The sequence below is a fragment of the Ramlibacter sp. genome (genome assembly GCF_029866045.1).
Lineage (GTDB): Bacteria > Pseudomonadota > Gammaproteobacteria > Burkholderiales > Burkholderiaceae_C > Ramlibacter.
In genome coordinates, this window is record NZ_JARXAB010000150.1 from 1 (window position 1) to 13,492 (window position 13,492).

The 13,492-nt window shown below is 67.7% G+C and carries 14 protein-coding genes; 6 read left to right on the forward strand and 8 right to left on the reverse strand.

The features are described 5' to 3' along the window. Positions 1-208: 208 nt before the first annotated feature. Together QE494_RS15300 and QE494_RS15305 are read right to left on the reverse strand one after the other, a co-directional pair. Entirely contained in the window at positions 209-1,207 is a 999-nt protein-coding gene (locus tag QE494_RS15300) for a tripartite tricarboxylate transporter substrate binding protein (protein ID WP_300044539.1), read from the reverse strand. 76 nt (positions 1,208-1,283) lie between these two features. Continuing rightward, positions 1,284-2,030, reverse strand: coding sequence for an RraA family protein (locus QE494_RS15305; RefSeq protein WP_300044542.1), 747 nt, complete (start codon positions 2,028-2,030; stop codon positions 1,284-1,286). Positions 2,031-2,293: 263 nt separating this feature from the next. On the opposite strand from QE494_RS15305, the gene QE494_RS15310 reads away from it, so the two are divergent. Together QE494_RS15310 and QE494_RS15315 are read left to right on the forward strand one after the other, a co-directional pair. Next, the gene (locus QE494_RS15310; RefSeq protein ID WP_300044544.1) at positions 2,294-3,250 is read left to right on the forward strand and encodes a hypothetical protein; all 957 of its coding nucleotides are present in this window, start codon (positions 2,294-2,296) and stop codon (positions 3,248-3,250) included. Beyond that, positions 3,247-3,933 (forward strand): hypothetical protein, encoded by a 687-nt coding sequence (locus QE494_RS15315; RefSeq protein ID WP_300044546.1) that lies wholly within the window; start codon positions 3,247-3,249, stop codon positions 3,931-3,933. Before QE494_RS15310 ends, QE494_RS15315 begins: the two co-directional genes overlap by 4 nt. A 26-nt stretch (positions 3,934-3,959) precedes the next feature. Here QE494_RS15315 and QE494_RS15320 read toward each other — a convergent pair whose 3' ends face one another. The 4 genes from QE494_RS15320 to QE494_RS15335 all read right to left on the reverse strand — a co-directional run bounded on the left by QE494_RS15320 (position 3,960) and on the right by QE494_RS15335 (position 7,768). After that, positions 3,960-4,388, reverse strand: a complete 429-nt coding sequence (locus tag QE494_RS15320; RefSeq protein ID WP_300044549.1) for an RNA-binding S4 domain-containing protein — start codon at positions 4,386-4,388, stop codon at positions 3,960-3,962. Positions 4,389-4,414: 26 nt separating this feature from the next. Further along, a complete protein-coding gene (locus QE494_RS15325) occupies positions 4,415-5,863 on the reverse strand; it encodes a sensor histidine kinase (protein WP_300044552.1) in 1,449 nt (482 codons plus the stop codon). 20 nt (positions 5,864-5,883) lie between these two features. After that, a complete protein-coding gene (locus tag QE494_RS15330) occupies positions 5,884-6,939 on the reverse strand; it encodes a hypothetical protein (protein ID WP_300044554.1) in 1,056 nt (351 codons plus the stop codon). 100 nt (positions 6,940-7,039) lie between these two features. After that, positions 7,040-7,768: a response regulator transcription factor gene (locus QE494_RS15335; RefSeq protein WP_300044556.1), complete on the reverse strand. Its 729-nt coding sequence runs from the start codon at positions 7,766-7,768 to the stop codon at positions 7,040-7,042. Between the two features lie 219 nt (positions 7,769-7,987). Between QE494_RS15335 and QE494_RS15340 the strand changes: the two genes are divergently transcribed. The 3 genes from QE494_RS15340 (at position 7,988) to QE494_RS15350 (ending at position 11,027) form a co-directional block, all read left to right on the forward strand. Next, positions 7,988-8,947: a tripartite tricarboxylate transporter substrate binding protein gene (locus tag QE494_RS15340; RefSeq protein ID WP_300044559.1), complete on the forward strand. Its 960-nt coding sequence runs from the start codon at positions 7,988-7,990 to the stop codon at positions 8,945-8,947. Positions 8,948-9,018: 71 nt separating this feature from the next. Beyond that, entirely contained in the window at positions 9,019-9,528 is a 510-nt protein-coding gene (locus tag QE494_RS15345; RefSeq protein ID WP_300044561.1) for a tripartite tricarboxylate transporter TctB family protein, read from the forward strand. Next, positions 9,528-11,027 (forward strand): tripartite tricarboxylate transporter permease, encoded by a 1,500-nt coding sequence (locus QE494_RS15350; protein ID WP_300044564.1) that lies wholly within the window; start codon positions 9,528-9,530, stop codon positions 11,025-11,027. Before QE494_RS15345 ends, QE494_RS15350 begins: the two co-directional genes overlap by 1 nt. 36 nt (positions 11,028-11,063) lie before the next feature. On the opposite strand, the gene hemH is transcribed toward QE494_RS15350, so the two are convergent. Beyond that, the gene (hemH, locus tag QE494_RS15355; RefSeq protein ID WP_300044566.1) at positions 11,064-12,176 is read right to left on the reverse strand and encodes a ferrochelatase; all 1,113 of its coding nucleotides are present in this window, start codon (positions 12,174-12,176) and stop codon (positions 11,064-11,066) included. A 17-nt stretch (positions 12,177-12,193) separates the two neighbouring features. On the opposite strand from hemH, the gene QE494_RS15360 reads away from it, so the two are divergent. After that, the gene (locus tag QE494_RS15360) at positions 12,194-12,889 is read left to right on the forward strand and encodes an HAD family hydrolase (RefSeq protein WP_300044568.1); all 696 of its coding nucleotides are present in this window, start codon (positions 12,194-12,196) and stop codon (positions 12,887-12,889) included. A 4-nt stretch (positions 12,890-12,893) separates the two neighbouring features. Here the strand turns inward: QE494_RS15360 and QE494_RS15365 are convergent. Further along, positions 12,894-13,492: FAD-dependent oxidoreductase (locus QE494_RS15365; protein WP_336619445.1), on the reverse strand; the 599-nt coding region annotated here is incomplete at its 5' end.

Genomic DNA, 13,492 nt, shown 5'->3' on the forward strand with positions numbered 1-13,492 from the left:
GCCAGGCCTTGACCTTCCTGCGCGGACGGAGCACCCCCGCCATCGAGGCCCTCGGGAAGTCCCTGTTGCACGAAGACCTCTGGCTCCGCATCAAGGCCGAGGACACGCGCCTGCGGCCCGTGCTCAAGACCCTGGACCTGAAGGTCGAGTAAGCGGTCTTCAGCGCGCTGGGTGTGGCGAGCCCGGCCAAGCCCGGGCTTACTCCAGCTTATTCAGGCTGGATGCCCGCCTTGGTGACGACGTCGCGCCAGCGCTTGGTTTCTGATTCGATGAAGGCGCCGAAGGTGCGAGGGTCCATCGGCGTGGTCTCGGCACCCTCCGAGATCAGCTTGGCCAGCACGTCCTTGTCCTTGAGCACTTCATTGAGCTCGGTGGTGAGACGCTGGGCGATGGCGGGCGGCAGGCCCGCAGGCGCCAGGATGCCGAACCAGGTGCCGGTTTCCATTGCCACGCCTTGTTCGCGCAGCGTGGGTACGTCGGGCAGCAAGGGGTGACGCTTTTCTGAGGCGATTCCCAGGCCCCGTAGCTTGCCATCCTTGATGTGTTGCAGCACCGGGACCATGCTCGGAATGATCACCGAAGTTTCCCCGGCAAGGGTGGCCAGTACCGCTGGGCCACCGCCCTTGTAGGGGATGTGGAGCAGCTTGGCGCCGGTCGCAGCTTCGAACAGTTCGGTGACCAGGTGCGGCGCAGAGCCGATACCGAAGGAGGCGTAGGGCACCGGGTCTTTTGCGCTGCGCGCCAAAGCAATGAACTGCTGCAAATTTCGTGCAGCGACCCCGGGATGCACGGCCACGATGGCTGGCGCATTGGCCACCATGCCAATGGGCGTGAAGTCTTTGCGGGCGTCGTAGGGCACCTTCTTGAACAGGCTCTGGTTGGCCGTGATCGAGGTGCTCGTCATGAGCAAGGTGTAACCGTCCGCGGGCGACTTGGCCACTTGGTCGGTGCCCAGCATCGAGCTGGCGCCCGCCTTGTTCTCCACCACGATGGACTGGCCGAGACGCTCGCCGAGTTTCTGACCCACCACGCGCGCGATGAGGTCGACGCCGCCACCGGGGGCGAAGGGGACGACCAGCTTGATCGGTCGGCTCGGGTAGGCGGCTTGGGCCTGCGCGGTGAGCGGCAGGGACAGGCCGGCCAGGGCGCCAGCCGCAGCAAGGGCGACGACCGCCTGTCGGCGGCGAAGGGAGGAGGGCAGGGACATCAGGTTCTCCAGAGTCTCGTGTGGGATGGGGTGTGGCGTGTCGCTCGTGGGTACCCGCAGGGGAAACCGGTGCGGCTCAGGCCTTGTTTTTGGCGTGCAGGTCGGCGGCGGGCAGGTCAGCCACTGGCACGCCCCTGTCGATATGCTCGCAGCGCTCACGCTCGCCGTCGGCCTTCTTGCGCGAGCGCTCAAGTACCTCGGCGGCGCGCTCGATCGGCACGAAGCACACGCCGGTGTCGTCGGCCACCACCAGGTCGCCGCAGCGCACCCGGATGCCGAAGATCTCGACGTCGCCGTTGATCTCCACCGTCTCGATGCGCCACTTGCCGGTGATGGGGGTGATCTCGGAGGCCCACATCGGGTAGTCGAACGCACGCGCGTGCGGCACATCGCGCACGCCGCCGGAGACGATGGACCCCAACTCGCCCTGGCGTTTGCCAGTCTGGGCCGAAATACCGCCCATGTTGGACACGCCCGGGACGCCCTCGATCACCAGGATGTCGCCGGGCATCGCCAGGTTGTGGCCCTCGAACTCGGCCATCTTGTTCACCTTGGCCTTGGCCTGGTCGTACACATGCTCGCGCTGCACCATGTTTCGCACCGTGAGCGCGGGGCCCACGATCACCTTTCCGGCAATGGTAGGTCGCAGGGTGCTGGCGCCCACCGCGCCGACGATGCCCATTTCGTCCATCACGTCGGAGACCACACCGGTGCAGTCGCCCAGGGCCATGAAGCCCTCGATCAGGCGGGGGTCGGGCCTGGGCACCTCCAGATGGCGGATGCGGTCGGCGGCGATTTTTCCTGTCAGTTTCTTGCTTGTCATGGGTGTCGGGTCGGTTGAAACAGTGGCCATTGTCCCGGGGAAGGTGGGCCGTTTCCATTCGGGGTTGTGCGCACGCGCGCCGCTTTTCGGACAGCGGTTGACATGAATACTGAAGAGCTATATCGTGTACTTTAGTAAGTATTTTGACGGGGTCGCACTCAGTAGTCGCAGTCGGGTGGGCTTCGACGCTTCAAAGGCCATTCACCCGGAGCCCCAGGAGCGAGTCCATCCCTCCCGGGTGCTATTTCTCCAAGGAGTATTCCATGCGACTTTCTTTGAAACCTCTTGCGGCGGCGATGTTGTGCCTGTCCAGCGCTGCGCCGGCTTTGGCCGCTACCCCTTTCTCCACCGAGCGTTCGGACCGACAGGAACGCTCAGACCGTGCAGATGCCCGTAGCCCTCTGGCCGCCATGGGGGGCAGCACCTTCGACCCGCATAGCCTCACCGGCGCGGTGACCCTCGAGCGCGTGCTCCAGGGGCTGGCGCCGAACCGAGGCTTCATGCCTGGCATGGACTTGGCGAGTGGGGCGCGAGCGACAGACCTGGCGAACGAAGCGAGTCCGTCGGGCGCGTCGTGGGTAGACAGCCTGAGCCCTGATCAACTTGCGCATTTGCGTAAGGCACTGAGCCACTCCGGGGTCACGTTCGAGTACCGGGTGATGCAGGCCCAGAAAATCTCCTTTCCCTGTCCTGGGTCAGAGTCCAGGTTTTCCCAAATAGAGGACCCGAGGGCGCCGCGGTGCTTCACCTACTCCATAGGCGCGCTGATGGAGGAGCCCACCTACCTTGTAGGCCAGCTGGCCCACAGAGGCCTGAGGAATGCCACCTTCGTGTTGTCGCGTCCTCCTGAACTCAGGCAGGCGCGCTTGGCCGAGCTGAGCAAGCCTAGTTGCGCGCTGGAATCGAGTCCGGACTACCGCAAGCTCGAGCAAGCCCGCGTTGGGAACGCCGAGCTCGTGGTATCCGAGGGGCCGTGGAGTCTGGGGAGGCCTGTGACCCTGATCCAGGTGAGTGCTCTGGTCGACCAGCGTGTGCTCGGCAAGGCGCCTGGCAAAGTCCCGGCCAAGGACGCAGAAATGTATGCGAGGGGCGACCTTCCCCATGCGTCCTCATGCATACGGTCGGCGGTCTGGGCATTTGACTTGCCGTCCGGTGACAAGCGCCTCACTTCCTTCCCGAAGGGGGGAGACCAGATGCTCAAACCACTCTCAGCCGAATGAGCCATCCGGTCCGCCCGCTCGCTGCCCGGCCTGGCCCGGTCGGTCGGCGACCGGGCACCAGGCGCTGGCGGGGCGGCTCTTTCTTCGGGACCTTCGCCGGCCCGGTGTTGGCGAGCCTGATGCTGCTCGGCTTGACAGCCTGCGGAGGGGCCTCGCCCGCTGCCGATGCTGAGGCCGATGCTGAGGCCAGCGAGTCCGTCGCCGAGGCTCCGCAGGCCCTGGCACAACTGGCGCTGCTTGAGCAGGTGGCCCAGGCGCAGCTCGAAGTTCAGGCGCGCCGGCAGCCGGCCTACACCGACCCGGCCTCGGGTGCCTCCTGGGACTGGGTGCTGTCGCTCCCCCCCGGCGTCGAGGGGGACGGCTTCAACCTCAGCCTGTCGCCGACGCGCGGGCGGGGCTACGCCGAGCCTGTGCTTCGTCTGGCCGCGCGCGGTGGCCGTGTGACCGACCTGCGGGAGACGCCCCGCCCCGACTGCCGCAGTGATACCCGCTGCGACTTCAGCGGCCCGGGTCGATTCTCCATGTCACTGCCGCCAGACGCACCCTTGCGCGCGGTGCCCCGCGGGGACGGCGTCGCCCTGGTGGCGCGGGTCATGTCGGTTGACCAAGCCGTGGAGGTGACCCTGCGCCTTTCCGCGGAGGGCCGCTCCGACGGCACGCGTCAGATCGTGCTGCTGCCCTGAGGGGTGGCCGGCTGCTACGGCTGGCCTCAGCGATCGTCGACCGACGCGCTCCAGCGGTCGTCCCAACCGCGGCGTGCCTCGTCGAGATCCCGGCGGCCTCGCTTGGTGGGGCGTCCCTGTTCAATGGCCAGCGCCGGCTCGCGGGCGTAGCGATTGCGCTCCATCGCCTGCTCACGGGCGGCGACGCTCTCCGCGGTTTCTTCGTAGAGCTGCTGCGCCACCGGCGCCGGACCGCGCATCGCCGAGAGGCCGCGCACGACGACCGTGCGCACCATCGCGTCGCGCCGCAGGCCCACCGTGTCGCCGGGTTTGACCTCGCGCGCGGGCTTGACCGATTGGCCATTGACCGTCACGCGCCCCAGTGCAATCTCGTCTACCGCCAGAGCCCGCGTTTTGTAAAAACGCGCGGCCCACAGCCATTTGTCGATGCGCTGGCGGTCGGGTGCGGTGCTCATGGGGCGAGGTGGGGGCGAGGTGGGTGTCAGGTGGCAGGTTTGGTTGCCTCATTGTCATGCACCGCCAGCGGCAACCACACACGCGCCACCAATCCCTGGTGCGCTGCGGGGGAAGGCCCCTCTTCCACCCGAGGGTCCAGGCGGATGCTGCCGCCCAGCGCCCGCACGATCTCCTGGCAGATGGCCAGGCCCAGGCCAGAGCCCGAGCGGCTGTCCCCCGCCGAGAAAGGCAGGAACAGCCGCTGGCGCAGTTCATCGGAGATGCCCGGCCCTGTGTCGGCGATCTCCAGCGAGGCCTGCGCCGCCTTGGCCTCGACCCGCACCGACAGGCTGCCGCCCGCAGGCGTGTGGCGGATCGCGTTGTGCAGGAGATTGCGCACCAGTTCGCTCAGCATCCAGGCGTGGGCGCGCACCGGCGCGGGTTCGGTGTGGATCTCGAAGTCGAGACGCTTGTCGGCCACCAGCGGCGCCATCTCGAGCGCGAGCGCACGCACGACAGCGGCCCAGTCTTCGACCGCGGGCGCGTCTGGCTGCTCCCTCAGCTGTTCCACCTTGGCCAGCGAGAGCATCTGATTGGCCAGGCCGGTGGCGCGGTCCACCGTGCCAGCGATTTCCAGCAAAGCCTCACGCGGCGCCAGGTCGCCGCGCAGCGCCGATTGGGTTTGCGTCTTGAGCACCGCCAGTGGGGTGCGCAGCTGGTGCGCCGCGTCGCGGACGAAGCGCTTGCGCTGCTCGAGCAGGGCGGAGAGCCGCTGCATCAGCCCGTTGGTGGCTTCCAGCAAGGGCTGCAGCTCGCGCGGCGCGTCCTCACTCGTCAAGGGGGTCAGGTCGCCCTCGGCGCGCGCTCGCAGCGCTTGCGACAGTGAGCGCACCGGCCGGGTGGCACGTTGCACCACCCACACCACCACCGCGGCGATCACCGCCACCAGCCCGAGCTGGCGCCACAGCGTGTCCAGCAGCACCTCGCGCGCCAGGCGGCGACGCAGCTCTAGGGTCTCGGCGACTTGCACCACGGCCATGCCCCGACCGCTGGCACTGGCCACCGGCTGCAACAGCACCGCGACCCGCACCTCGTCCTCCCGGAATCGCTCGTCGTAGAAATCAACCAAGGCGGCATAGGGCGGCTGCTCGGGCAGGCTGCCGCGCCAGAAGGGCAGGTCGCCAAAGCCCGAGATCAACTCGCCCTGCAAGTTGGAGACGCGATAGAAGAACCGGCTGCGGTTGTCGGCCTCGAAGGCCTCGAGTGCGGAGTAGGGCACTGTGGCCCGCAGCTTGGCCTCGCGGTCGTAGCCGCGCACGTCCAGCTGCTCGCCGATCACCTTGGCCGTGGCGAGCAGCGAGCGGTCATAGGCGGTGTTGGCCGCGGCCAGGGCGCTGCGGTACAGGGAGACGCCGTTGATCGCTACCAAGGCGATCACCGGCAGGAGGATGCCCAGCAGCAGTTGACGCCGGAGCGAGTGGGGACGTCGGGGCATCAGGGGCGCTGCAGGGAGGGTCAGCCTGGGGTCTGCTTCTGGAGGTGGTTATTTTGACCGGACTGCGGGGCCGCCTGGGCGGTGTCGGCCAGGGTGCGCGGTTGGCTGCGCTCAATGACCAGACTTTTCGACAGAACCGAGGCTTCGCCTGGGGGCAGCGCTCGGAACAGCCTTTGCGCCGCGCCGACGTCGCACGCCACCAGTGCTTTGTACAGAGCGGCCCGGCTATCCAGGCGGAGCCCCTCGGACCGGAGAATGTGGCCGGCCGCCGCCTCGAGAATGGCATGGTCTTGTGCCCGGCCTCGCATCAACTCCGGCAGGTATTTGTCTGCGCAGTCCACAAGGTTGCGCAGGCGGTCATGCAAATAGCCCCGGTCGGCTACGCTCAATCCTGGGACCGCCGCGGGGGAGTAGATCTTTTTGAGGTGCGACAGGGCCTCATTCTTGTCGTTCTCGCGCGCCAGCCGCGACCGTGCGTCCTGCACGCCTGTGCTCTGGGCCGGCGCCTGTTGCCCGGCGGCTGGGGGTCGTGGAGCAGGCGCGGGCGAGAGTTGTGCTGGGGGCGCTGGGGGCGTGGTGTCTGGCGCGGCCGCCGCTGCGAAGGAGGAAGCCCCCAGGACACGGGCGGGTCCCTGCCGGCTGGTGAGCCAGAGTTGCCTGGTGTCGTGCCGGATGTCCTGGTCGGGATCTAAAGCGGGCTGGGCGGGTGCGTGCGGGGGCGGATGAGCGTGGGCGAGGGCAGTCACCGCATTCCGAAGGTCGCGGACATGGCGAACGCGAATCGCACTTCTCACCCCCATGACGTCGCCCCAGATCCTGCCGAGATGTTGGCTGACCTCTTGGGCGCTGGCGCGGGGCTGGGCTTCTCGGATGCTGTTGCCCAGGAATGACCGGCTCAGGGTCCTGGCATTTTCTCGGTGCGCCTCCCGGCTCGTCATATTGGTGAAGAAGGCCTGGCGGGTCTTGAGCCGCAGCGGGCCAGAGTCTGAGCTGGCACGCAATTCCAGTCGGTCGATGTCTGGGTCGTATTGACGATTGAATTGGAGGTACAGCTGGCTTAATGGGGTGCTGATCATGGAGAGTCCTTGTGGATGGGATTCGACGCGCTCCCGCAGGGGCGCGCTGTCGCACCGCTTGGTGGCGGCAAGGACGATCGGGTTTCCGGATGGGCAGCGATTAGGCTGGGGCGCTGGCCTTAAGCAGGTAGCCCAGCCCGCGTAGCGTGACCAGCTCCACGCCCGTGGGGGCGAGCTTTTTGCGTAGGCGGTAGACCACCACTTCCACCGCCTCGTGCTGCACATCGCTGGCGCCCGGGAAGACGCGTTCGAAAAGCCGCTCCTTGGCCATGGCCTGGCCGGGCCGGGCCATCAGCGCCTGCAGCAGGGCGGTCTCGCGCGGGGTGAGTTCAAGCACCTGACCCTGGTGGTAGAACGCGCCGCTGTCTCGGTCCCAGTCCAGGGCACCCAGGGAGACGATGGACGGGCCGGCGATGGACGAGCCCGTCGTTGCACCGGGGGCGCCAGGGCCGGTCCCTGGCGCGGACGCCGCACCCCGACGCCCAAGGGCCTTGAGACGGGCTTCGAGTTCGTCGAGGTCGAAGGGCTTGGGCAGGTAGTCGTCGGCCCCGGCATTGAGTCCCAAGATGCGGTCGCCCACCGTGCCCCTGGCGGTGAGGATCAACACAGGCTGGGCCAGCCCTGCCGCGCGGGCCCGCTCGAGCACCTGCAGGCCATCGAGACCGGGCAGGCTGAGGTCGAGCACCACCACGTCCGGCGGCGCGGCCTGCCATTGAGCCAGGGCCTGCTCGCCGTCCTCGCAGGGCCGCACCTGCCAACCGCGGCGGCCCAGGGCCCGCGCCAGCGTGGCGCGCATCGAGGCGTCGTCTTCGACCAGCAATAGGTTCATCGGGGCAAGTGGCAGGAAGGTCCGGGGCGGCTTTGGGGGGAGGGCTTGAGGGGAAGCGGTGGCTGGTCGGCGCAGAGAGGGCCATGCTGCGGCAAGCGGCTCGGCCTGAGGTTAGCCGGAGCGGACTCAGTAGTTTCCCTGATGCCCGGGACAGCCGATTGACAGGCTGGCGCTCAAGGATCGAACTGTCCTCTTTTTCGAACTGGAGACCAGAACACCATGCGTCGCGATACCTTCCTCAAGTCCATGGCCGCCCTGGCCGCTGCGGGCGCCCTGCCGATGACGGCCCAAGCCGCCGCCAACCTCAAGATGATGATCCCCGCCAACCCCGGCGGCGGGTGGGACGCCACGGGCCGTGCCCTGGGCAAGGCCCTGTTGGAGTCCAAGGTGGCCGATAACGTCACTTTCGAGAACAAGGGCGGCGCCGCCGGTGCCCTGGGCTTGGCCCAGTTCGTCAACGCCGCCAAGGGCGATCCGAACGCAATCATGGTCATGGGCGCCGTCATGATCGGCGGCATCATCACTGGCAAGCCGCCGGTGAACCTGTCGCAGGCCACCCCCATTGCCCGCATCACCAGCGAATACAACGTGTTCGTGCTGCCGGCCAACTCGCCCTTCAAGACCATGGCCGACGTCGTCGCCCAGCTGAAGAAGGACCCGGGCAGCGTCAAGTGGGGCGGCGGCTCGCGCGGCTCCACCGAGCACATCGCTGCGGCCCAGATCGCCCGCGCCGTGGGCGTCGACCCCGGCAAGATCAACTATGTCGCCTTCCGTGGGGGCGGTGAAGCCACCGCCGCCATCCTGGGCGGCAACGTCACCGTCGGCGGCAGCGGCTACAGCGAGTTTGCCGAGTACATCAACGCCGGCAAGATGAAGGGCATCGCGGTCACCTCGGGCAAGCGGCTCAAGGGCGTGACCGTGCCCACCCTCAAGGAGCAGGGCATCGACGTCGAGATTGGCAACTGGCGCGGCGTCTATGGCGCCCCTGGTATCACTGCGGCCCAGCGCAAGGCCCTGACCGACATGGTGCTGGCCGCGCTCAAGACCAAGTCCTGGGCCGAGTCGCTCGCAAAGAACGACTGGACCCCGGCCGTGATGACCGGCGCCGCCTTCGACTCGTTTGTTGACGACGAGTTCGCCAGCCTGCGCGCCACCATGGTCAAGGCCGGCATGATTTGACGGTAAGGATGCGCCAGGGCGGCGCATTTCTTCATTGCCCGGCTCCGGCCGGGCTTTTTTCTTCAGCAGCGATGAAACCCTCTTCCATTCCCCTGACCCACGCCGCGCTCGGCGCTGGCGTCACTGCCTTGGGTCTTGCCTTGGCCTGGGGCGCACTGTCCATTCCGGGCGAGGCGGGCTACGGCGGCGCCGGTCCCAACTTTCTGCCCTGGGTCGTGGCCACGGTGCTGACCTTGTGCGGTTTGCTCATCGTGCGCGAAGCGCTCACCGGTGGCCTGCGTGACCTGCAGGCGCCAACGGGCGCCGAGCGTGCCTGGTGGGTGGGTGGGGTCTGGGTGTCGGCTGGTTTGCTGGCCAACGCGGCGCTGATCGAGCGCGCGGGCTTCATTCTCAGTTGCGCCTTGTGCTACCTGCTCGCGGTGCAGGGCATGCGCCGGGCCCAGGGACAGGCAGCCAGCCGCCCGGCCGTGCTGGCGGCAGACCTGTTCACCGGTCTGGCCATTGCGGCCCCGGTCTACTGGGCCTTCACCCAATTCCTGGCGATCAATCTGCCGGGTCTCACCTCGACAGGGTGGTTGTGATGGATATCTTCAACGCGCTGCTCCAGGGCTTTGCGACTGCCGTCACGCCCGTCAATCTGCTGTGGGCCCTGGTGGGCTGCGCGCTGGGCACGGCTGTGGGCGTGCTGCCGGGCATCGGCCCGGCGGTGGCCGTGGCGATGCTGCTGCCGATCACCGCCAAGGTGGACATCACCGCCTCGATGATTTTTTTCTCGGGCATCTACTACGGTGCGATGTACGGCGGCTCAACCACTTCGATCTTGCTCAACACGCCAGGCGAGACCGCCTCGATGGTGACCGCCATGGAGGGCAACAAGATGGCCAAGAGCGGCCGCGCCGGCGCGGCCCTGGCCACCGCGGCGATCGGCTCCTTCGTGGCCGGCACGATTGCCACCGTGGTCGTGACCTTGTTCGCACCCTACGTTGCCGAGTTTGCAGTCAAGCTGGGGCCGCCCGAGTATTTTCTGTTGATGGCGCTGGCCTTCACCACCGTCTCTGCGGTTCTGGGCCAGAGCACGCTGCGCGGGATGACGGCCCTGTTCATCGGCCTGGCCGTGGGCCTGGTGGGCATGGACCAGATCTCCGGCCAGGCCCGTTACACCCTGGGTGTTCCCGAACTGCTCGACGGCGTCGAGATCGTGCTGGTGGCTGTGGGCCTGTTCGCGGTGGCCGAGGTGCTGCACTTCGCGCTTTACGAAGGCCGCGAGGTGGAAACGCAAAACCGCATGAGCCGGGTCTACATGAGCGGCAGTGACTGGAAGCGCTCCATCCCCGCCTGGCTGCGCGGCACCGCCATCGGCACGCCCTTTGGCTGCATTCCGGCCGGCGGCACCGAGATCCCGACCTTTCTGTCCTACGCGGTCGAGAAAAAGCTCGCGAGCCCGGAGAACAAAGCCGAATTCGGCAACCGTGGCGCCATCGAGGGCGTGGCTGGCCCGGAGGCTGCCAACAACGCCACGGTGACCGCAGCGCTGATCCCCTTGCTCACCCTGGGCATTCCGACCTCCAACACCACCGCCATCTTGCTGGGCGCTTTCCAGAACTACGGCATTCAGCCGGGACCGCAGTTGTTCACCACCTCGGCGGCGCTGGTGTGGGCGCTGATCGCGTCGCTGTACATCGGCAATGTGATGCTGCTGATTCTCAACCTGCCGCTCGTGAAGATGTGGGTCCAGTTGCTCAAGATTCCCAAGCCGCAGCTGTACGCGGGCATCCTGATTTTCTCGACCGTGGGCGCCTACGGCATGCGCCAAAGTCCCTTCGACCTGGTGCTGCTCTGGGGCATTGGCGTGGCCGGCGTCGTGATGCGGCGTTTTGACATTCCCACCGCGCCGGTGCTGGTGGGAATGATCCTCGGCCCCCTGGCCGAGGCCCAGCTGCGCAACGCGATCTCGATCGGCGAGGGCAGTGGCATGGTCTTCCTGCAGCGGCCGATGTCGGTGATGCTCATCGTGGCCATCGTCTCTGTACTGGTGCTGCCACGGGTGTTGCCGCGGGTGCTGCGCATGCTCCGGTCATAAACAGAGCCGCAGCGCTTATCGTTCAGCCCAACTGACTCAGTCCCGCGCACCCATGGCCAGGGATCGCTGCCGGCTGGCCGCCAGCGCCGCCTCCGTGTCCGCGCCGGCTACCGTCTCAGTGGGCCATCCCCCCATGTGCTGCTTGGCAATCATGGTCATTGCGCTGATCCAGGCCGGATGCTCATTGAGGCAGGGAATGGCTTGGTAGCCCTCGCCACCGGCGGCGAGGAAGGCGTCACGGCCCTCCATGGCGATTTCTTCCAGGGTCTCCAGGCAGTCGCTGGTAAAGCCCGGGCAGGCCACATCGACCCGTTTGACGCCGCGCGCAGCCAGCGCCTGCAGCGTGGGCTCGGTGTAGGGCTCAAGCCACTTGGCCTTGCCGAAGCGGCTCTGGAAGCTCACCGTGTAGGCCTCCTTGGCCAGGCCCAGGCGCTCGGCCAGCAGGCGGCCGGTCTTATGGCATTCGCAGTGGTAGGGGTCGCCCAGCGAGAGGGTGCGCTCGGGAACACCGTGGAAACTCATGACCAGATGCTCCGAGCGGCCATGGACTTGCCAGTGCGACTCAATGCCGGCGGCCAGCGCGTCGATGTAGCCCGGGTGGTCGTGATATCGGTTGACAAATCGAAGCTCGGGCAACTGCCGGGCGCGCGTGGTCCAGGCGTTGACCGCGTCGACCACGCTGGCGGTGGTGGTGCCCGAATACTGCGGGTAGGCGCTCAGCACCAGCACCCGGGTGGCCCCGGCTGCCTTGAGCGCATCCAGCTGCGAGGCGATGGACGGGTTGCCATAGCGCATCGCTGGCAGCACCCGCACCTGATGCCCGTCCGCCACCAGCGCCTGCTCGAGCAAGGCGGCCTGGCGCACGGTGTGCACTTTGAGCGGCGAGCCCTCGGGCGTCCAGATCGTGGCGTACTTGGCGGCGGACTTCGAGGAGCGAACCGGCAGGATCACGCCATGGAGCAGCGGCAGCCAGAGCGCGCGCGGAATTTCGACCACGCGGGCGTCGCTCAGGAACTCGCGCAGGTAGCGCCGCACCGCGGCGGGGGTGGGCTCGTCGGGCGTGCCCAGATTGCACAGGAGGATGCCTGTGACCGGGGCTTTTCCGTGGGAATACGCCGGCTCGGTGCGGAAGGGAAGGATGGCGGCCATGGGCTATTCTCGCCTGCATGCTGAACTTGCCAAGAATTCGGGCTATTTCTCTGGACCTGGACGACACCCTGTGGCCCATCTGGCCCACCATCCGCCGGGCCGAGGAGCGCCTCATCGAGTGGCTATCGACCCAGGCGCCGGCCACCGCCCGGCTCCATGGCAGCCCGGAGGCCTTGCGGGCGATTCGCGAGCGGGTAGGGCGGGAGCGGACTGACCTGCACCATGACATGAGCGCGATGCGGCGCGAATCGATTCGCCAGGCGCTGCGCGAGTCGGGCGACGACCCGGCCTTGGCCGAGGCGGCCTTCGATGTCTTCTTTGCTGCCCGCCAGGATGTGGTCTTCTACCCCGACGCCTTGGCCGCTTTGGAGCGGCTCGCCGCTCGCTACCCCTTGGTGGCGGTGAGCAACGGCAACGCCGATATCCAGCGCGTCGGGTTGGGGCACCTGTTTCGCACCGCCTTCAGCGCCCGCCAGGCCGGCGTCGCCAAGCCGGACGCGCGCATCTTCCACATGGCCGCTGATTCCGTTGCTGTTTCCCCCGCCGATGTGCTTCATGTGGGCGACGACATTGCCCTCGACGTGCTCGGCGCCCAGGACGCCGGCATGCAGGCGGCTTGGATCAACCGCGAGGAAAAGCTCTGGCCCCACGAGGACCGGGCACCGGAGATCGAATGCCTGAGCCTGCAGGAGCTGTGCGAGGCATTGGGTTGAGCCCTCAAGGGGCAGGTAATCGCACCCGTCCCAGCGCTGCGGCCGCATGTCGGCCCGACATCACCGCGCCCTCCAGCGTGGCGGGGTAAGGACCGGCGACCCAGTCGCCGCAGGCCCACAGGCGCTCGGCCACTTGGGGGCCGGGTCGGTCCAGGCCGGGGGTGCAGGCGAAGGTGGCGCGTCGTTCCACCACGGTTTGCAGGGCTTGCGCCTCGACCCAGCCCAAGGCGTCGGCCTGCGCCATCACCTGCTGCTCCAGTAAATCCCGCTCGCCCTCGCTGGCACTGGCCACAAAGGCCAGCAGGCCAGTGGGCCCACCAAGTTGCCCACGGTCGAAGACAAACTGCGCCGGCTCGCCCGGGCCACTGCGTAGCGCCACCATCGGCCGCGGCAGCTGGCGCAGGCTGGTGGCGTACACCGTGGCGATGGCCTCGTGGCGAATGCCATGCGCTTGCAGCAGCCAAGCCGGCGCCGCCACCGCGTTATCTTGCAGCAGCCGGATCGCGTCCCAGCTGGGGCAGGCCAGGATGTCCGCGTCGAAGGCGTCACCATCGACCTGCCAGCCGCTGGCGGTCTCGGCCAGCAGGGCCACCCGGTGGCCCA